This is a genomic window from Nocardia asteroides (assembly GCF_900637185.1).
Taxonomy (GTDB): domain Bacteria; phylum Actinomycetota; class Actinomycetes; order Mycobacteriales; family Mycobacteriaceae; genus Nocardia; species Nocardia asteroides.
In genome coordinates, this window is sequence record NZ_LR134352.1 from 2316797 (window position 1) to 2336538 (window position 19742).

Here is a 19742-nt window from a genome sequence, read left to right on the forward strand (position 1 = left end):
AGCACGGATAAGGAAACCTTCTGACCTGGGGAACGGTGTCGCAGGTTTGTGCCCTCGGCAGGACACGCAAAACATGGGCAACTGGAAAACGCCTGGTCATCGCGGGTTCCTATCCGATCTGACGATCACGGTCTGCCGGTACGGATAGGTCTCTGGTCCCATGTTCGATGTGCCCACGGCGGGGCACATCGAACATGGGAACGCGATTGACCTGATGTCTCTCGCTGGGCAGCTGGTGGTGGAAGCTGATTTCTCGCTGGCGGAGGTCTACAGCCTTTCGAGCTTGATTGCCAGGTTGGGCCTTGGAACCGGGCGGGGGAGCGGAGCGCGGCAGGACGGGCGGGTTCGCTCAGGTAGTGATTCGGCCGATCCCGGGGGCAAAGCGGCCGGTGGTGGCCAGATAGTTGCGGTAGTCTGCGCCGTGGACGCGGGTCAGGTAGGGCTCCTCGACGATCCGGACCTGCAGTTCGATCATGGCCACGAGCAGGACGAATCCGACGATAGCCATGAGGTTTGGAATGATCAGGGTGATCCCGGCGGCGAAGACGAGCATGGCGGTGAAGATCGGGTTGCGCACCAGCCCGAACACTCCGGTGTGCACGAGGGTGGTTGTTTCGGTGTCGTCGACGCCGATGCGCCAGGAATCGCCCATTTGGTCTTGCGCATAGAGCGTCGCGGCGATCCCGGCGACCGCCAGCGCGACGCCGAGCGCCTGAACCGGTGTGGCGGTCAGGGCCGCTATGGGTGCGAGTAGCCCGGTCAGCTGCAGTAGCGCCGCGGCCACGCCGACGGCGATGGCAGCGATGAAGCCGACTCCGGCGAACCACTCCAGCGAGCCGGGGCGGCCGCTGACTCCACGGAATCCGGTCGATCCGGTGTGTCGGTGCTGGCGCCAGCTGCGCCACCCGAAACCCAGTACTCCGAAGATCAGATACAGGGCCAGCGCCCACCAAACCGTCATGGTGTTTCTCCTCGTTTCAAGCAGAGGTCGTAGCAGTAGTCGTGGGGTCGGTGCCGGATGGCCTGTTGTGTAGCGCCTACCAGGTTGTTTTCCGGCACTGCTCGCTGCCGTGCCCAGGTTCGATCTGCACCGTGGCGTGGCCGAGGTGATAGGACTCGGCTAGTAGCTGTTGGGCCGCGCGCAACACGGTGTCGGCGTCGGCGTCGGGGTTGGTCACCAGGTGCGTGGAGGCGACTTCCATGCCAGGGGTCAGGGTCCACACGTGCAGGTCGTGTACCTCCTCGACGCCGTCGAGGCCCTGCAAGGAGTGTTCGATCTGGGCGAGGTCAAGCTCGGCGGGCGCGTGCTGGAACAGGATCCGCAGAGCTTGGCGGCCCAGGTGGAACGCGCGTGGCAGGACGAACAGTCCGATGGCGACGCCGATCGCGGGGTCGGCGTAGCGCCAGCCGAAGATGATGGTGATCAGGCCACTGGCCAGCACGCCGAGTGAGCCGAGCATGTCGGCCATGACTTCCAGGTACGCACCGCGCACGTTGAGGCTGTCCTTGGCGCCTTCGCGCAAGATCAGCATGCTGATCACGTTCATCAGCAGGCCGACTACCGCGACGACCGCCACGGGCAGGCCGGGTACCTCCGGCGGATCCGACAGGCGCCCGACGGCTTCGTAGAGAACCCAACCGGCAACGCCGAACAGCAGGATCGCGTTGAACAGTGCGGCAAAGACCTCGGCGCGATACATCCCGAACGAGCGTGCACCGCCGATAGTGGCGTGGCGGGCGATCAAGATCGCCACCAGCGCCATCGTCACCCCGAACACATCGGTGAACACGTGCGCTGAATCCGACAACAGTGCCAGCGACGAGGTCGAGAGCCCGACCACGACCTGCGCGACGAAGGTGACCAGGCCCAGACCGATCACGATCGCGAGGCGGATGGTGTAGCGACTCGACGCGCTGCCCTGATCCGGATTGCTCGATCCGTGACTGTGCCCGTGTCCCGCGCCCATCGGACGACCTCCCTCGTTGCTGTGGTGAACTCCCCGTCCAGGCACTCATGCCTGACTCGTAAATAATAACATGCGCATGTGCGCATGTGTATCTCTATTTGGCCGACCCGTGGATGACCCACCGCTGTTTGCTCGCTGTACCGCCATAAACGTTGCCGATCAACGAGGCATCATCCGGCCACTGCCGAAGCTGCGGATGGCCTGGATCATCGAGTGCTCCGCGAGAAACGCACAGAATCAACCGGCTGCGTTCGGTGAGGGGCGATGACAGTGGTGCAGCGTGTCCACGCCTGCACGACCTGCTCGGTGGGATGACCGATGGTGGCAGGCTCGATCGGTGGGCCGCTGTCGAGCAGCCCGTGACGGTGGCAGTACTCGTCGTTGAAGATGGTGTCGAAGTAGCGGTGGGGACCATCGGGGAAGACGGCCGCGATTCGGGTATCAGCTGAGTGATTCCCTGCTGCCCAACCCGCGACGAGCGCGACGGCGCCTACGCTCCAGCCTCCGGTGGCGTGGTGGGTGCCGGCCAGTGCGCGTGCGGCCCAGACAGCTTCGGCCGGTGCGACCCAGTGCACTTCGTCGAACGCGGCGTAGTCGACGTTGCAGGGGTAGATACTCGAGCCCAGCCCGCGCATCAAGCGGGTCCCCGCAGGTTGCCCGAATATTGTCGAGGCGATGGTGTCGACCCCGATCAAGCGCATGTGTGGATGGAATCGGCGCAGCACTCGCGCGATCCCCGCGGAGTGTCCGCCGGTGCCGACCGAGCACACCAGCACGTCGACGCGACCCAGCTGGGCGACCAATTCCAACGCCAAGGAGTCATAAGCATCGACGTTGTCGGGATTGTTGTACTGGTTCGGGCACCAGGCCGTGGAGTCGGCGTCGAGGAGTTCGGCGACCCGGTCGCATCGCGCAAGTTGCCATCCGCCGCTGGCGTGTGGCTCGGTGACGAGTTCGATCCGGGTGCCGTACGCGGCGAGCATGCTGCGCATCAGCGGCTCCATGCCTGGATCGGTGACGAGGGTGACCGGGTGTCCGAAGAATGTGCCTGCCAGCGCCAATCCCAATCCGAGGGTTCCGCTGGTGGATTCGATTATCCGTGCGCCTGGCAGCAATTCGCCGCGGGAGCGGGCGCGCTCGACCATGTGCAGGCCGGGCCGATCTTTCATGCCACCTGGGTTGGCCCCTTCGAGTTTCGCCCAGAACCCGCGCCCGCGCGGGGCCAGCGGTGGACCGATCCACAAGACCGGGGTGTTTCCGACCAGCGCGTCCGGCCGGAGGCAGCGTGCGGCCGTGGTGAGCAGGTTGGCGGGGGTGATTCGCAGTTCGTCGAGCAAAGCGTCGTCCATGAAGGTTTCCGTTCTGTTCGCCAAGAGCGTGTGACCGGCAGCGACCACTGGCCGACAGCAACTGATGCGTCGGCCTGGTGCTTGCCTGTCAGCAACGGCGGATACAGATTCGGATCAGACGTTCGGGGCCGCTTTGGACACGAACTGTGCTCGACCGCGGCGGACCGCGTAGCTGCGGCGTAGGCCACGGGTCGGTCCCGAAAAGTGGGTCAACCTGGTCGAGCATTCCGGGGCCGGTCTCGTCGGTGCGGGTCAGTACAGCGTCCGCCCGGACCCCGTTGTAGGAGCAATGGGTCGAGCCGCCGTCGAGATCGGTGTGCCTGCAGGCGGATTCGGTGATCGCATCCGATTCGGATGGGTCGACAACGAGGTGGCGATGACCGGTGGCGACAATGTCGCGAGATTCGAGTAGCCGACAATCAGCGATACCCGATGCCAGGACGACGCCAACAAGAATGAGCACAACGGCGCACCACATACCCGGAACGCGCACCCTGTTCCTCACGGCAGCCGATCGTACGCCGACGTGATCTTGAAAGCGGCAGACACATCGTCGCGGCGGCATGCCGCAATCAGTGGAGTGCGCCGCCACAACGATCGGGTCGTCTTCGCTGCCTCGCCAGACGCCGGGACCGGGCTCGCAAACCGGTGAGGCTGCGAGCCCGGTCGATTCGGGCACCTGATCAGATGCGCACGGCTTCTGGTATCAGTTCGTCGTGGTGTTCGGTGACTGTGTCTGTCCCGACGTGCCACACGGTGGCAGTGGCGATGTCGAAGAACAACCCCGCGATATGCACCGCGCCGGTGGCCGCTGCGGCCGCCACGACAGGGTGTTGGCGGGCGGTCGCGACCTGGACCGCGACGTTGACCATGCTCAACTGGTCGCGCGTATCGAATCCTGCCGCTGCGGCCGCCGCAGCGACCGGATGCCCGACAAGGTAGGCCTGCAAGCTGGGCCGAGCGTGGTCGAGCCACTCGCGGATGCTCGCAGACACCGGAGCGTCGTTGAGCAACGCGCTCATCGCGCCGCACCCGGAATGTCCGCAGATGATGATCGAGGAGACAGCCAATTCCTCGACCGCGAAGGCCAAGGCCGCTTCGACGGAGGCGTCGGCGTTCTCGGCTGGGATCAGGTTGCCGACGTTACGGACGGTGAACAGGTCACCGGGACCACTGTGGGTGATGACATTGGGAACCACTCGCGAGTCGGCGCAGGTCAAGAACAGCGAGGTGGGGGCTTGACTGTCGCGCAGTTCGTTGAGGTGAGCGCGCACTACCGGTGCTTGTCGGCGGTGGTAGCGCGAGATGCCGTCGAGCATGGGTCGCAACGGCCCAGATGAGAGAACAGGTTCGGTGGCCGTGTCGGTGTGCTGCCAGGCTTTCCATGGTTCCAGACCGCGGGCTTGCGCCGCGGCGGCGCGCTGAGGCGGCCCCTGGGTGGTGGCCGAGAGCGTGTCGGAGCCGAGTTCATCGATGAGGACGGTGCCGCCGGCTTCGCGGTGGCGGCGCTCCCATTCATGGAGCACCTCCGAGGCAGCGTGGTCGATGAAGTCGACAGTCAGTTCGACGGTGACATCGGCACCTTCGGGCACGGAGTCCAGCACAGTCGAAAGTTTCGGCAGCGACAGGAAGCTGCATGTTCCTTCGATGACGACCCGCCAGCGCCGCGAATCCGGGTCACCGACCGGTTCGGCGTGAATATCCGCACGGGAGGCGCGCCAGACGACCAGGGCGATCGCCACGATCAGACCGATCAGCACACCTTCGAGAAGGTTGAGGAACATCACTCCGGCCACGGTGATCAGGTAGACCCACAGGTCGCCGGTACGGCGCGCGAGGCGGATATGAGCCAGCTTGACCAGCTGGATACCGATGACGATCAACAGCCCGGCCAGAGCGGCTTTGGGGATCTGCTGCACGATGCCGGCCAACAGAACCGAGAACAACAGAATCCAGACGCCGTGCAGGATCGTTGATGCCTTACTCTTCGCGCCCGCCGCGACATTGGTCGCGCTGCGCACGATGACACCGGTGATCGGCAGGCCGCCGAGCATGCCGGAGGCGATGTTCGCCGTGCCCTGGCCGACGAGTTCGCGGTTCAGATCGGTCCGCGCACCGGAGTGCATCTTGTCCACCGCCACGGCCGAGAGCAAGCTTTCCACGCTCGCGATCAGCGCCACGGTCAATACGCCGGTAGCTACTGCCAGCCACTTGCCTTCGGGCAGCGTCGGTAGTGCGATCGCGTCGAACAAGGATCCGTTCATCACGATTCGCTCGACACCCAGCGGCGCCACCAACGACACCACAGTTGCCGCGACCACGGCGACCAGTGCACCGGGAATTCGTCCCAGTGCGCCGGGTACCTTCTTCCAGGACAGCAACGTCACGATGACGATGAGCCCGATCACCAGGTCTGCCCAGTGCAGGCGCGTCAGCTGAGTGGGCAGCTGACTGAGGTTCTGCCACACCGAGCTTCGCGATGTCCCGCCGAGCAGGACATGCACCTGCTGCAGGGCGATCGTGATACCGATTCCCGCGAGCATGGCATGCACGACGACGGGGGAAATCGCCAACGCCGCACGGGCGATTCGGCTGAGCCCGAACAGAATCTGCAGCACGCCGGCAGCGACGGTGATCGCACACGTGACCTGCCAGCCGAATTTCGCGACCAGTTCGGCCACGACGACGGTCAGTCCGGCTGCCGGGCCGCTGGCCAGCATCGGCGAGCCACCGACCGCGCCCGCGACGATGCCGCCGACGACCGCGGCGATCAGACCGGCCATGATCGGGGCGTCGGAGGCGATGGCGATCCCGAGTGACAACGGCAACGCCACCAGGAACACCACGACCGAGGCGGGCAGATCATGGCGCAGGACACCACGGAGCCGATCGCTCAGTGGTGGTTGTGGAGCTGGTAGGTCGCCTGCGCGCTCGGGCGCCTCGGCCTGGGACATGATTGTTTTCCTCCACCGGTGTCGGTCTACTGGCCGTCGACGGTGTGCCGTCGTCGGACGAGAGTGAGGGCTGATCGGTACAACGCCCACGGGGCTGCTCGAGGTCCGACGGGCGGATGGTTCCCTGCCGGGGGAAGTCATCGGCCCGTCGGACATGTGCCTACCTTGATGAGGGGAAGCGGCACGAACGGGAACTCTAGGACCAGGCCCGCTGCGGCGACCGTTGCCCACGTCACAATCCAGCTATCTCTAAGCCACTTCTCAGAAACAACTATGCTGCATAGTACTTAGCTGGTCGTAGAACTGGGCCGGGTCCCAATGGTCGGTGTGGATCCCGCATCGCCGATCAGCGATAGTTGATCGGTGGGTGTCTGCATGATTGCCACCTGGTCGCGCGGTGCAGCGACCATCGTCGAACTCCCGGGACGGTCGATCGACGGCAGTCAGGACGCACAGAGAGGCGAGATGATGAACGGACTGGGCACTCTGGAAGCCCGAGTGATGGACGTACTGTGGGACACCACCGAAGCGCTGACGGTGCGTGACATCCTCGAGCGGCTTCCCGACCCTTATGCCTACACCACCATCCTGACGGTCCTTACCCACCTGCACGAGAAGGAGTGGGTAGTGCGCGTCATGCACCGGCGGGCGTATCTGTACCGGCCGACGCGCTCACGTGCCGAAGCAACTGCCGAGGTCGTGCGCGGGATCATCGACTCCAGCAACGACCCCGAATCCGTGCTGCTACACCTGGCTTCCATCGTGACCGAGTCCGAATCCGAAGCGTTCCATCGGGGGCGTACCCGTCCGGCGAAGCGGTCGAAGAAATGATCATCGCCTTGGGAGCGACGTGGGCTGCGGCAGTCTTGGCACTCGCCGCACCGACCCTCTTGCACCGGATAACCCCGTCGATGAATCCCCGCGCTGCGCTCGGGTGCTGGCTGGCCTGCCTCGCTGCGGTAGTCGCACTGGGCGCGGTCGCGGTGATCGCGGCAGTGTGGCCCGGGCATGCGCCAGGCGTTGGCCTGGCAGAAGCGGCCCTGCGATGTCTGACCCGGGTCGTCCACGCGGTGCCGGTTTGGGTGAACGATCCGTTGACTGCCACCGGGCTGGCAGTGGTCGCCGCCTTGGCTATTCGCGTCGCGCGCAGTGCGCGGCGACATGCCCGTGCCGGAGCGCGGGTGCGCGCCTACCACCGCGATGTAGTCAGCGTGGTTGCTCGTCCGGGCAACGAGGAGATGCCCGTTATGTGGCTCGACCACCCGAAGCCGATGGCTTACAGCGTCGACGGCAGGCCGGGAATGGTCGTAGCCACCGAGGGATTGGCGCGCAAGCTCAACGATGGTCAGCGGCGGGCCGTGCTGGCGCACGAGTATGCCCACCTTCGTGGCGGCCACCATCGTCTGATCAGAGGTTGTGAAGTTCTGGCCGCGGCGCTGCCCTGGATTCCGCTGTTCGCCAGCGCGCCGAAAGCAGTGGCCGCTTTGGCCGAGTTCGCTGCCGACGACTCCGCTGCGGCCACCACCAGTCCCGCGACGATCCGTTCAGCTCTCTGCGCCGTCGCGGAAACGACCGGTGGTCAGCAATCTGCCACGCTGTCACTGGGGGGACAGGTCCTGCAGCAACGTCTGCAGCGATTGGAGCCATCGACCCAGCCGCAGCGATCGTCGCGGTGGATAGCGGTGAGCCTGTATCCCGTGTTGGCCGCGACAGCCGCGCCGACCGGCGTCCTCGCCTGTGCCGCAGCCGCTTGCCTGCTCGTGTCCTGACACCGAACTGGACGTCGAGGAACAACTATGTAGCATAGTTTTCGGCGCCGGGTCATCGCCCGCGCCGCGCGGCGACGACTGCCTCCGCGGAATGCGTACAACTCGGGAGGCCGGAATGGTTGGACGGACCATCGTTGTCGCACTGCTGGCAGCTTTGGCGGTGGCGCTTCCGGTCGGCCCGGCGAGTGCTCACAGCCAGCTCGACAGCTCGATACCGGCGGCCGGGGCCAGCGTCGACTCCCCTCTGACAATGATCGAATTGACGTTCAACCAGCAGATCGGGACCGCATTCGCCACCGTCGGACTAACCGACAGCAGCGGCACGAGCTGGGCCGCCCAGGTGTCGAAGGTCGAGGGCGAAACGGTGCGTGTCGCGGTGAGTCCGACGATGCCACCGCAGCAGTACACCGTGGCATACAGAGTGGTCTCCGATGACGGACATCCCATCACCGGCTCCTACGACTTCACCTACACCGCCGCGCCGACGGCCTCGACCGGAGTCGCGCCGGCAGATGCGCCGTCGAACATGGGTGCTGGAACTGGCGAATCTTCGGCTATGTCACCATCGTCGGGTGAACTCCCGTGGCCGCTGATCGGGATACTGATTGCCCTGGTCATCGGTGGCACGGTCGTGACGCTACGTGCCAGCAAGCGATCGCAGCGCTGAGACGTTCGACGTGAATCTGGCCACCATGACTGTGTCGGACCTGCTCGCCACGTCGATCCATGTGCCCGACTCGGCACCGTCGGTCGGTTCGATGCTGGCGTGGAATCCACAGCCGGTTCCTGTCCTTCCCGCGCTCGCGGTAGCAGCTGCCGTGCTCTATCTGGCCGGCCTGGCGCGGCTGCGCCGGTTGCGGCGGCCCTGGCCGTGGTGGCGCACCGCGTGCTTCCTCGGCGGGTGCCTGCTGCTGGCGGGAACGACCGGCCTGGGTATCGAAGGCTATGGATACCAGTTGTTCAGCGTCTGGATGTTCCAGCATCTGACGCTGTCGATGACGATCCCCCCGCTGTTGGTGTGGGGCTGTCCTGGCCTGATGTTGCTGCGCGCGACACCGCACCACGGGCTCGGACGGCTCGTCCTCGTCGGGGCGGTGAGCGGATTGCGTAGCCGCACCGCGCGACTGATGTTGCATCCTGGATTCACCATCCCGCTGTTCTTGTTCAGCTACTACGGGATCTATCTGACGCCGGTGTTCGACGCTGTCGGGTCCACGGCCGTCGGTCACCAAATGCTCGAACTGTTCTTCCTGCTCAGTGGCTTGTTGTTCGTCGTGCCAATCCTGTCGGTCGGTCCACTGCCCATCCGCCAGACCAACCTAGGGCGATTCTTCGACCTGTTCGTGGAGATGCCGCTGCACGTGTTCTTCGGCGTCATCTTGATGATGGGGACCACTCCGATTGTGGAGCTGTTCGCTGATCCGCCGCCGGATTGGGGAATCGACGCGATGCGCGACCAATATTTGGCGGGAGCGCTCGCGTGGTCCTACGGCGAACCGGTCGCGCTCGTCGTGGTCATCGTTTTCGCGATTCGCTGGCGGCGCGACGAATTGCGCGAGAACGCCGTCGCCGACCATCGCGCCGACCTTCTCGGCGACGCCGAACTGGCCGCCTACAACGCCTTTCTCAAGAACCTCCATCCGACTACCGCCTCGCACACCGGCGATACGCCAGCCCACTCCATTCCTGTCGGCTCGACAGCACAAGGGAACATCGAATGATCAACAAATCTAGACCCCCGGCAGGCAACAGGAAACGCGGCTCTCGCGCGGTCAAGAAAGCCGCAGTAGGGAAGGTCGCTCGCAAACAGCCACCGTGGCCATTGATCGGGGCGACGGCAGCCATCATCGCGTTGACCGCCGGACTCGCCTGGCATTACGTGCCCAAGTACCGCGAGTACACCGAAGCCCAGCGCTACGTTCCCGGCACCAGTCAGCCGGACCCCTCCGATCGCATCGACGGAGTCACCAAGCAGGAATACCCGGCTGGCAGTCACGTCCGCGCGACCCAGCGCGTCGCCTACGATCAGTCCCCGCCGTTCGGCGGCCCGCACGACCAGAGCTGGGCAACCTGCACAGGCGAGGTATACGCAAGCCCGATCCGCAGCGAGAACGCCGTCCATTCGCTCGAACACGGCGCCATCTGGGTCACCTACAACCCCGATCGTCTCGACACCGAGGACCTCGCCGCATTGCGAGACGAGGTAGACGGCAAGCCTTACATGCTGATGTCGCCCTACCCGAACCTGGATTCGCCTGTGGCGCTTCAGTCGTGGGGGCGTCAGCTCAAACTCGACAACGTCGACGACCCCCGCATCGCGCGGTTTGTCACGGCCTTGCGGCAGAATCCCAACACCCATCCCGAACCGGGTGCCAGTTGCGCCACCCCCGGGGCCGGTTTCAACCCCGACGCGCCGCCCCCGTTCGACCCGGCCCCACCGGGACCCGATGCCGTCCCGCTCAACCCGGCCGGTAGTGGTTCCACCAATCCGTCCGGAGGTCGACGGTGACTTCTGAGCCCAAATCGGTGTCGGCCGCACCCGAGCGGTCCCGATCCACCTCGATCATGGTCGCGGTGGTAGCCGCCACGCTGCTTGTGGGTCTGCTGGCCGGATTCTGGGCGCGCGGCATGGTGGTTACGGACACGTCGGAGCCAGCGCTCGATGTCGTCGATGTGGGGTTCGCTCAGGACATGGCTACGCATCACGATCAAGCTGTCGAGATGTCGGCGATGGCGTTGACGCAAGCGGTCGACCCCGAGGTCCGGACATTGGCCTTCGATGTCCTGACGAGCCAGCAGAGCCAGCTGGGGATGATGCGCGGCTGGCTGATGCTGTGGGATCGGCCGGTGGCCTCCGAGCAACCGATGCTGTGGATGAGCACGCCGGATGCGCATACGCCAGGATCGGCCCATCAGATGCCGGAGCAGAAGTCGATGAGAATGCCAGGAATGGCGACAACCGAGGAACTCGCCGACCTGCGAAGGACTCGCGGTACAGACTTCGACACCCGGTATCTGCAACTGTTGCTGCGCCACCACGAGGGCGGCGTGACGATGGCGCGGACGGCGCGCGACAACGCAACGATCCCTGCCGTCGCGGCACTGGCCAAACAAATCGATAACGCACAGACCGCCGAATCTCGAACCCTCCGTGACATGCTCGCGCAACGCGGTGCACCCGCGCTGCCGATGAATTGAGTTCTGCAACAAGCCTGGGTTCTGTCCCGAAGCCGGTCGCGGAATGGTCACGGCCAGGTACAGTTTGTGTCACGTCGTAGCAACAGCCATCGGTGTCACCTCGCCCGTGAACCCGCCTCACGACAACTCTGATCGACGTAAGGAAAAGTTGTGCCCCACCATCGCGTGACCTCTGGTTCCATTCCCGTCAAGGACCTGCTCGGTGATGTCACCGTCGAGCGCGTGGCTCGGCATCGCACACCTGACAGCTCTACTGACAGGTTCAAAGGGGTAGCGGGTGTCGCGGTGGCCGCAGGTGCCCTGCTCGGCACGATGGCGCAGGCAGCTCCGGCAATGGCGGCATCGACAGACCAAGGGGCCGAAGGGGTTTCGGACTCGGTCGAACTTCCCGACCTGGTTGCGCCCGCCCCGGCGCCGGTCGCTGCCCCATTCGGGTTGGCGGGCCTGCCCGCGGAACTCGCCGGACCGCTAGCCCAGGCCGAGCAGGCCATCCAGGATTTCCAGAAGATCTCCCAGCCGGTGGCGCCCCCGGTTGCGGCACCCGCGGTTCTTCCCGTCGGCGGAGAGATCAGTTCCGGATTCGGCAGCCGCTGGGGCGCGTTCCACTACGGTGTCGATATCGCCGACTCGTTGGGCACCCCGATCCGCTCCGCGATGGGCGGAACCGTCATCGAAGCCGGTCCCGCGTCCGGATTCGGCCAATGGGTACGGGTGCAGCAGGACGACGGCACCATCGCGGTGTACGGACACATCAACGACTACTACGTGCAAGCCGGAGACCGAGTCGACGCCGGTGACGTGATTGCCTCTGTCGGCAACCGCGGCCAGTCCACAGGTCCACACCTGCACCTCGAGATCTGGGACGAGAACAGCAACAAGATCGATCCTGTCGCGTGGCTCGCCGGCAACGGCGTTCTCACCGAGCAGCGATGGGGCGCCGACTGATCCGCCGCCTCGGTAGGTCCGATCGATCGCCATGAGCAGCCGTAACGGCTTGCATTTCGGCCCTGTGAAAACGATCAGCCACCGAGTGCTAGGCGCACGTGTGATTCCTTCCCCGGCGCCGATCGAACAAGATCCAATCTACTATGCATCATAGTAGATGCCTGTAGCGACATCTCAGTGGACCCAGCGGGGAAGTTCCTTATGGTGTTCGACCAGCGGGGCTACACCTGGGTCTCGAGGATCCAGCACACGCCTGCGGTGTCATGGGGGCTGGGCGGTTCGCCTTCAGCGGTTTCGAGCAGTGCGCGCAAGTGGGATTCGAGAGTGGTGAGCTCGGCGATCTGGGCTTGGACGTGTTCGAGGCGGTCGTTGAGCACGGTGCGAACGTGTCCGCAGGGTTGTTCGCCGGTGTCGTGGATGGCCAGGATCTGGGCGGCTTCGCGCAGGGACAGGCCAGCGGATTGGGCGCGGCGGATGAAGTGCAGGCGGGTGATGTGGGCGGTGGTGTAGTCGCGGTATCCGCTGGGGGTGCGATCGGGTTCGGGCATCAAACCTTGGCTTTCGTAGAACCGGATCGTCTTGGTGGTGACACCGCTCGCGGCGGCGAGTTCGCCGATCTTCATTGCATGCCTCCTCGATGTCGAGCCTACGGACCGCCTCGCAGGATTTTGCGTGGCTAGGATCGCTGTGTGATCGCCGCCCTGCCCCAGCGACGCCGCGCCGGTTTCCTCCGGCTCGCGGTGATGCTGGCGGCGTTGGTGGGTGTGGCGCTGATCCAGGGCGCGCAATGCCATGCCGCGTCGATGGCGGGAATGACCATGCCGACCATCGGGACGTTCGCCACCGGCCCGTGCGGGCCCATCACCGCCGACGCCGATCCCGGCGATCATCACGATACGGCGGCCGCCCCGATACAGGATCAGCCCACCGTCATCGCGGATGACCTGATGGCCGCCCCCGACGATCACCAGACCGAGGCTGCACCGGCGGCGGGGCTCGCGATGGCATGCCTTGCAGTGTTCCTGGCACTGCTGACAGTGCTGGCGATCGCAGGCTCGCTGCGACGAGCCCTGCTCATCGGGCGCTATCACCAGCCGCCGAGTCCGGTTCTGCGCTCTGTGCTGCCCAGGCCTCCCAGCCTGGCCGAATTGTGCATCCTGCGGACATGACCACTGTGCGCTCCACGTCCCTCGCCTAGCGATGGGACGATCCCGTGCTGCGTCGCCGACGCCACGGGAGTGCCTGTGCACGTGTCGTTCTCCCTGATACGCAGGAGTGTCTTTCGTGAACCTTGTTCCTGTCCTTGTCACCGGCTTGTTCGCCGGTGGCGTGTCCTGCGCCGCCGTGCAAGGCGGCCTGCTGGCCGGGGTGATCACCCGGCAGCGACGTGCGGCGACCACCGAATCGGGTGGTTCGCGTGTCGCGGCGAGCACCCGACTGGGTGACGACCTCGCCCCGGTCGGCGGATTCCTCGCCGGAAAACTCGTCTCCCACGCCGTGCTCGGGGCGCTGCTGGGAGCGCTCGGTGGGGCTGTCGAATTGTCGGTGAGCGCCCGGACATGGCTGCAGATCGGCGCCGGGGTGCTGATCGTCGTTTTCGGGCTCGCCCAACTCGGTGTGCCCGGATTCCGGCGGATCGTGATCGAGCCGCCCGCGTCGTGGATGCGCGTGGTGCGCGACGGCGCCCGATGGCAGTCCGCGGCGGCTCCGGCGCTGCTGGGGGCGTTGACTGTGTTGCTGCCGTGCGGGGTCACTCTCTCGGTGGAGGCGTTGGCGTTGGCCTCGGGCTCGCCGTGGTGGGGTGCGGCCACGATGGCGGTGTTCGTCGTGGGCACCGGGCCGTTGTTCGCGCTGCTCGGCTACGCCGCCCGCGTCACGGCCACCGCGTGGCGGGGCCGGTTGGCCGCGCTGACCGGCGTGCTGGTCCTGGGTATGGGTCTCTACACCCTCAACGGTGGCTTGGAACTGGCCGGATCTCCACTGGCCGCCGCCCGCATCGCCGAATCACTCGGCTCACCCGTCCCGGCCGCCGACCCGACCGGCGCGGTCATCGCCGACGGGATTCAAACCGTCACGGTCACCGCCCGGACCGGCGCCTACAGTCCAGCCAACATCGCAGTCCAGGCCGGGCTGCCGACGACGTTGGTCGTGCAGACCAACGGCACCCAGGGCTGCATCCGATCGCTGGTCATCCCCAGCCTCGACATACAGAAGATCTTGCCCAGAACCGGCCAGACGCGCATCGAGCTCGGGTTGCTGGCGCCGGGCCGGTTGGACTACGCCTGCGGCATGGGCATGTACACCGGCCACCTCACCGTCAACTGAGAGGAGACGAAAACCCATGAAAACTCACACGTTTCAGGTCTATGGCATGCATTGCGGCAGCTGCGCGTTGCTCATCGACGACACCCTCGCCGACCTGCCCGGCGTCCGCGACACTCGCACATCCAAGAAGTCCGGCCTGACTACCGTCGAGCTCGACCCAGCAGTGATGGCGCCGCAGCAGGTCGTCGCCGCGATCGCCGAACTCGGCTATACCGCCACCCTCACCCCGCACTGACCTCCTGGTGCGGGTGCAGGACTTGACCTTCCACTCGACTGGAATGTTTAGCATCCCTGCGGCCCGCTACCGGCGAGACTCCCATCGGCGACGGGCCACGCCACGGCGGCACCGGACGCCCCACGGCAACCGGAACGAACCTAATGCAAAGGAGGTGACCGTGATGAACCCGCTGAAGATGCTCTGCGACTGGATGTGCGCAGTGATGGGTCCTTGCTGTCCGATGTGACAGGCCACGGCCAACGTCGATGACGTGCCGGGTGTCGCCCGAGAGCGGGCGACACCCGGCTGTGCTTCATCAGGCCGGACAACCGGCTGTCTCCACCGGATCTCGCCTCGATTCACTGCGGAGTTGCTCGCCCACCTGGGAAGATCGATATGCCAGCCGGCCAGAGTTCGGCATGTTGAATCAAATATTTCGGTATGCCAAACTATCCGGACTATGAATGATCCGAGCCGCCGTTTTTTGTTGGGCGGTGCACTGGCGAGCACCGCCGGATTGGCGCTGGCGGGCCGCAGTCTGCTCGACGCGTCCCCGGCCAAAGCCCAAACACCATCCTCCTCTGGCCACAGTGGCGCCCATGGTGGCGGAGCTGATGGCCCCACGTTCCGCATAGGTCAGACCGTCGATCACGCCGCCAACGGGTTCAACCCGACCCAGGTGCTGCGTGACTTCGACTACGGCACCACGACGCGGCTGCCCGACGGGCGAACCCTGCGTGAGTGGGAGGTCTTCGCCAGCGACGAAGACATCGAAGTCGCTCCCGGTGTCACCTTCCCGGCGTGGACGCTCAACGCCCGCATCCCGGGCCCGACCCTGCGCTGTCGCGAAGGCGACCTGCTGCGGGTGCATTTCCGCAACGGCTCCCAACACCCGCATACGCTGCACTTCCACGGCATCCACCCCGCCGAGATGGACGGCATAGCCGGCCTGGGCGCCGGGATCATCCACCCGGGCCAGTCCACGACCTACGAGTTCGACGCGACCCCGTTCGGGTTGCACCTGTTCCATTGCCACGTCGGGCCGTTGGCCGAACACATCGCTCGCGGCATGTACGGCACGTTCATCGTCGACCCGCCCTCTCCGCGTCCACCCGCGGACGAGATGGTGATGGTGATGCACGGCTACAACACCACTTTCGACGGTGAAGGCAACCAGCTGTATGCGGTCAACGGGATCCCGTTCCACTACATGCATGAGCCGGTGCGGGTGAAGCGCAACGAGCTGGTCCGGATCTATCTGGTCAATGTGCTCGAGTACGACCCGATCAACAGCTTCCACGTCCACGGCAACTTCTTCGACTACTACCCGACCGGCACCCGGCTGCAGTCCTCGGAATTCACCGACACGATCGTGCAGGGTCAAGGCCAGCGTGGCATCTGCGAGATGCGGTTCCCGCACCCGGGCAAGTACATGTTCCACGCCCACAAAACAGAGTTCGCCGAACTCGGGTGGATGGGGTTCTTCGAGGTGAGCGACTGATGGACACTACGACTACGCGGCGCCCGTGGCTGCTGGGCCTGGCGACCCTGATCCTGTTGTTGCTGGCCTTGATCGGGATCGCCCTGCTCGGCGGGGCGAGCCTGCCCGATCGGGCCGGACCCCCGGTCGAGGAAGTCGGCGTCGAACGCGTGATTCTCGAGCCTGGATCGATCGAGCTGAACCTGCGCAATACCGGACCCGACCCCGTCACGGTCGCGCAGATCTTCGTCAACGACGCCTATGTCGACTTCACCGGACCGACCGAACCGATCGGGCGGCTGACCTCGGCGCATCTGGTGCTGGACTACCCATGGCAGAACGGGCAGCCCTACAAGGTGTCGATGCTCACCTCCACCGGCCTGGTGATCGAACACGACATCGCCGCCGCGGTCGAAACTCCACAGACAGGGGCGTCGTTCTTCGGGTTGATGGCGTTGCTGGGCACCTACGTCGGCATCATCCCCGTCGTGTTGGGGATGTTGTTCCTGCCGTTCCTGCGCTCGGTCGGCACCGCCACCGTGCGAGTACTGCTCGGGTTCACCATCGGCCTGCTGATGTTCCTGGCGTGGGAGGGCACCCGCGAAGGGTTCGAAATCGCCGATACCTCCGGTGCCGCGTTCGGCGGCGCCTCCCTGGTCGTCCTCGGCGCGATCCTGGCGTTCCTGACGTTGACCGCGGTCGACCAATGGCTGCGTGCTCGCCGCCATGCGGCCGCCGAGCAGGGCACCGCGAGCGGCATCCGGTTGGCCTTGATGATCGCGATCGGCATCGGTCTGCACAACCTCGGCGAAGGCCTGGCCATCGGATCCGCCTACGCCATCGGCGAACTCGCCCTGGGGGCCTTCCTCGTCATCGGGTTCACCATCCAGAACACCACCGAAGGCCTGGCCGTCGTCGCGCCCCTGACCGAACGACGTCCCTCGCTGGCAACGCTGGCCGGATTGGGCCTCATCGCGGGAGCGCCGGCGATCCTGGGCGCGGTCATCGGCGCGAGCGCCAACAATCCCGAAGTCTCGGCGCTGCTGCTCGGCGTCGGTGTCGGTGCGATCGTTCAGGTGATCGTGCAGATCATCCCCAGCGTGCGCGAACCCGGCACCACAACGCTCGGTGTCCGCACCCTCGCCGGGATCGCGGCCGGGCTGGTGACTATGTGGGCAACCGGACTGCTGGTGGCGGCATGAGCTACGACCCCATCACCACGACCTCGCTCACCCGCCGCGCTGCGCTGGCCGGTGCGTGCACGCTGTGCGCGGTCGCGGTCACCGGCTGCGCGACGGGGCAGGCATCCCAATCCGACGGCCAGCCGGTGCGGGTACCGCGCGCCGGGATCGACGTCGGCGGTGCCGCAGTGTTTCCCGAACACCGGATCCTGGTCACCCAGCCCAACGACGGGGTGTACAGGGCGTTCTCCGCGGTCTGCACCCATCAGGGGTGCGCGGTCACCGACGTCGACGGCGACGTCGTGAAGTGCCCGTGCCACGGCAGCAAGTTTCGCCTCACCGACGGATCGGTCGCCAAGGGCCCGGCCCAGCGGCCGCTGCCCGAACGCACCGCCACGATCGACGGCAACACCCTCATCGTCAGCTGACCGTTCGGTACCAGGACGTAGTCGGCGCGCGGCTAGCGCGTGGTGGGCTTGTGGGCCAGGACGCGGAACACGATTCCACCGCGCCCACTCCGGTAGGACTCGGTGATCGTGAATCCCGCAGCCTCCAGGTACGGCAGCGGATCGCGCAGCAGGTGGTCCGCGCCGAACCGCACACTGATCGGGTCGAGCAGCCGCATCAATGTCCGTACCGGCGCGAGTGTCGATGGCCCGTGCTCAGCCAACACGAACATCCCGCCCGGGGCCAGCACCCGGTAGGCCTGCGCGCTCGCACGAGCTGGGTCGGGGATCGTGCAGAAGCTGTAGGTCGAGACGACGGTGTCGACGCTCGCGTCGGGCAGATCCAGATCCTGCACGTCACCGCGACGAAGCCGCACCTGCAGTCCCGGGCGACGCTGGCGTCGGGTGGCGATGTCGAGCACTCCCTGGGACAGGTCGATGCCGGTGACCTCCTCGACGTCGTCGCCGTAGAGCGGCAGGTTCAACCCGGTCCCGACGGCGAGTTCGAGCACCCGGCCATGCGCACGGCCGACTGCCCATTCGCGGGCCCTGCCCAACGCCAGCCGCTCGAAGGTGCCGATTTGCCGGTCATAGCGTGTGGCGTTGCGGTCGAAGACCGCGGCGATCTCGTCGGTACTCGGCTGCTGCATGGGCGGTGCCTCTTTCCGATCATCCGGTAGGTGTTGTTCAGTGTCGGCCCGCGTTCGGTGTGCGCACATCAGGGAGACCCCTGAAATCCCGCCTCTATCGCGACATCAGCACAGCGAGGTCCGGTGGGGTCGTCATCGGTTGCCGCAGCCCGACACCGGCTCGCCCGGTGTTGCCCTCGGGGTAGCGTCCCGACAGAGAGCCGGGGGCGGCGACGATGATCCGCACGACCTGCCCGAACGCCTCGCGTCGATCACGCTGACCGACGGCGAGGACGAACATCGCGACGTGGTTGCGGGTATGCAGCCACGGGGCGGGTTGGGACAGGATGTGGGCGCGTTCGAGGTGGGTCCAGCGTTGAGCCGGGTCGAGCGTGGCTTTCGCCGCACGCATCTCCTCGTGGTAGCGGGCGCGTACTGGGGCCGGAATCGATGCCATGACTTGTCCTTTCGCATCGGTAACGCGCACCGATGGGTTAGTGGGTGTGGGCCGATGAATCCAGCGTCGCCGACGGGTCAGGGTGGGGGCTTGAACAAATCAGCTGACTCGCGCCGAGGTGGTCGGCCGCCATCCGGTCGCCGCTAACGCCTCGGTGGGGGTGAGACCGAACAAGTCACGGCAGGTGCGGGTGAGATGGGCACTGTCGGCGAACCCGGCGGCATGCGCGGCCTCGGTCAACGAGCTCCCGGCGCGGACCTGATCGACGGCACGCTGCAACCGGGTCCAGCGCCGCCATGCCGCGTACGGCAATCCGACCTCGGCGGTGAACAAGTGCGAGAGCCGACTCGGCGACATCGACACCGCTGCGGCCACCACGCCCAGCGGCGGCGGCCCTCCGGCGGCCCCGTCTGCCTCGCGCATCGCCGCCGCGACCGCGGGGTGCACATTCCGCCGACGTAGCGCAGAGACCGGATCCGTCATCGACGGGAGCGGGTCGGTTCGTGGCGTGGCCGCGGAGATCCAACTCGATACCTCGTGGGCGGGCAGCCCATCGAGCCGGGCCAGCGCGGCACGGCCGGTGGACCCTGCCGGATCCAGCAAAGCCAGCAGCCCTCGTGCGGTCGGGGTGGTGACGCGTACTTCATGACGGACACCAGCAGGGATGATCGCCAGGTCGGCCAGCCGGGTATCACCGGCGGCGTCGGTGAGAGTCACCTGGCCGGCGGTGACGAGCAGGACCTGGACCGCGGCGTGTGAATGGGGTGTGGCGTCGCCTATCTCGCCGGTGAACGCCATCACCCCCGGCGCGAACACGAGCCCACC

Annotated in this window: 21 protein-coding genes; 13 read left to right on the plus strand and 8 right to left on the minus strand. The window is 66.0% G+C overall.

Annotated elements, in window-relative coordinates; translation table 11 throughout:
• Positions 1-349: 349 nt before the first annotated feature.
• The 4 genes from EL493_RS10835 to EL493_RS10850 all read right to left on the minus strand — a co-directional run bounded on the left by EL493_RS10835 (position 350) and on the right by EL493_RS10850 (position 6270).
• Positions 350-961 carry a methyltransferase family protein gene (locus EL493_RS10835; protein ID WP_019045637.1) on the minus strand — a complete coding sequence of 204 codons (612 nt, stop codon included), beginning with the start codon at positions 959-961 and terminating at the stop codon, positions 350-352.
• 76 nt (positions 962-1037) lie between these two features.
• Entirely contained in the window at positions 1038-1967 is a 930-nt protein-coding gene (locus tag EL493_RS10840) for a cation diffusion facilitator family transporter (protein ID WP_019045638.1), read from the minus strand.
• A 206-nt stretch (positions 1968-2173) separates the two neighbouring features.
• Positions 2174-3316 (minus strand): PLP-dependent cysteine synthase family protein, encoded by a 1143-nt coding sequence (locus EL493_RS10845; protein ID WP_019045639.1) that lies wholly within the window; start codon positions 3314-3316, stop codon positions 2174-2176.
• Between the two features lie 683 nt (positions 3317-3999).
• Positions 4000-6270, minus strand: coding sequence for a SulP family inorganic anion transporter (locus EL493_RS10850; RefSeq protein WP_022567130.1), 2271 nt, complete (start codon positions 6268-6270; stop codon positions 4000-4002).
• A gap of 375 nt (positions 6271-6645) precedes the next feature.
• On the opposite strand from EL493_RS10850, the gene EL493_RS10855 reads away from it, so the two are divergent.
• From EL493_RS10855 to EL493_RS10885, 7 genes are all read left to right on the plus strand, one after another.
• Complete coding sequence (locus EL493_RS10855) at positions 6646-7101, plus strand: BlaI/MecI/CopY family transcriptional regulator (protein ID WP_019045642.1); 456 nt, start codon at positions 6646-6648, stop codon at positions 7099-7101.
• A complete protein-coding gene (locus EL493_RS10860; RefSeq protein WP_022567131.1) occupies positions 7098-8039 on the plus strand; it encodes a M56 family metallopeptidase in 942 nt (313 codons plus the stop codon). Before EL493_RS10855 ends, EL493_RS10860 begins: the two co-directional genes overlap by 4 nt.
• Before the next feature lie 115 nt (positions 8040-8154).
• The gene (locus EL493_RS10865) at positions 8155-8706 is read left to right on the plus strand and encodes a copper resistance CopC family protein (protein WP_022567132.1); all 552 of its coding nucleotides are present in this window, start codon (positions 8155-8157) and stop codon (positions 8704-8706) included.
• Positions 8707-8731: 25 nt separating this feature from the next.
• On the plus strand, positions 8732-9760 hold the full coding sequence (locus EL493_RS10870) for a cytochrome c oxidase assembly protein (RefSeq protein ID WP_030202506.1): 1029 nt from the start codon (positions 8732-8734) through the stop codon (positions 9758-9760).
• Positions 9757-10548, plus strand: a complete 792-nt coding sequence (locus tag EL493_RS10875; RefSeq protein WP_022567133.1) for a DUF3105 domain-containing protein — start codon at positions 9757-9759, stop codon at positions 10546-10548. The genes EL493_RS10870 and EL493_RS10875 overlap by 4 nt, the downstream gene beginning before the upstream one ends.
• Before the next feature lie 56 nt (positions 10549-10604).
• Positions 10605-11237 (plus strand): DUF305 domain-containing protein, encoded by a 633-nt coding sequence (locus tag EL493_RS10880; RefSeq protein WP_019045647.1) that lies wholly within the window; start codon positions 10605-10607, stop codon positions 11235-11237.
• A gap of 150 nt (positions 11238-11387) precedes the next feature.
• Complete coding sequence (locus tag EL493_RS10885) at positions 11388-12182, plus strand: M23 family metallopeptidase (protein WP_022567135.1); 795 nt, start codon at positions 11388-11390, stop codon at positions 12180-12182.
• 221 nt (positions 12183-12403) lie between these two features.
• Here the strand turns inward: EL493_RS10885 and EL493_RS10890 are convergent, their stop codons facing one another.
• Positions 12404-12805 (minus strand): heavy metal-responsive transcriptional regulator, encoded by a 402-nt coding sequence (locus EL493_RS10890; RefSeq protein ID WP_019045649.1) that lies wholly within the window; start codon positions 12803-12805, stop codon positions 12404-12406.
• 66 nt (positions 12806-12871) lie between these two features.
• Between EL493_RS10890 and EL493_RS10895 the strand changes: the two genes are divergently transcribed.
• From EL493_RS10895 to EL493_RS10920, 6 genes are all read left to right on the plus strand, one after another.
• Positions 12872-13351 (plus strand): hypothetical protein, encoded by a 480-nt coding sequence (locus EL493_RS10895; protein WP_019045650.1) that lies wholly within the window; start codon positions 12872-12874, stop codon positions 13349-13351.
• A gap of 115 nt (positions 13352-13466) precedes the next feature.
• Positions 13467-14507, plus strand: coding sequence for a sulfite exporter TauE/SafE family protein (locus tag EL493_RS10900; RefSeq protein WP_022567136.1), 1041 nt, complete (start codon positions 13467-13469; stop codon positions 14505-14507).
• 16 nt (positions 14508-14523) lie between these two features.
• Positions 14524-14742 (plus strand): heavy-metal-associated domain-containing protein, encoded by a 219-nt coding sequence (locus tag EL493_RS10905; protein ID WP_022567137.1) that lies wholly within the window; start codon positions 14524-14526, stop codon positions 14740-14742.
• A 442-nt stretch (positions 14743-15184) separates the two neighbouring features.
• On the plus strand, positions 15185-16225 hold the full coding sequence (locus EL493_RS10910) for a multicopper oxidase domain-containing protein (protein ID WP_022567138.1): 1041 nt from the start codon (positions 15185-15187) through the stop codon (positions 16223-16225).
• A complete protein-coding gene (locus EL493_RS10915) occupies positions 16225-17406 on the plus strand; it encodes a ZIP family metal transporter (RefSeq protein WP_019045654.1) in 1182 nt (393 codons plus the stop codon). The genes EL493_RS10910 and EL493_RS10915 overlap by 1 nt, the downstream gene beginning before the upstream one ends.
• Entirely contained in the window at positions 17403-17813 is a 411-nt protein-coding gene (locus tag EL493_RS10920) for a Rieske (2Fe-2S) protein (RefSeq protein WP_019045655.1), read from the plus strand. The genes EL493_RS10915 and EL493_RS10920 overlap by 4 nt, the downstream gene beginning before the upstream one ends.
• Positions 17814-17845: 32 nt before the next feature.
• On the opposite strand, the gene EL493_RS10925 is transcribed toward EL493_RS10920, so the two are convergent.
• From EL493_RS10925 to EL493_RS10935, 3 genes are all read right to left on the minus strand, one after another.
• A complete protein-coding gene (locus EL493_RS10925; RefSeq protein WP_019045656.1) occupies positions 17846-18481 on the minus strand; it encodes a class I SAM-dependent methyltransferase in 636 nt (211 codons plus the stop codon).
• Between the two features lie 94 nt (positions 18482-18575).
• The gene (locus EL493_RS10930; RefSeq protein ID WP_022567139.1) at positions 18576-18917 is read right to left on the minus strand and encodes a DUF3703 domain-containing protein; all 342 of its coding nucleotides are present in this window, start codon (positions 18915-18917) and stop codon (positions 18576-18578) included.
• 99 nt (positions 18918-19016) lie between these two features.
• Positions 19017-19733, minus strand: coding sequence for a helix-turn-helix transcriptional regulator (locus EL493_RS10935; RefSeq protein ID WP_198041020.1), 717 nt, complete (start codon positions 19731-19733; stop codon positions 19017-19019).
• Between the last annotated feature and the right edge of the window lie 9 nt (positions 19734-19742).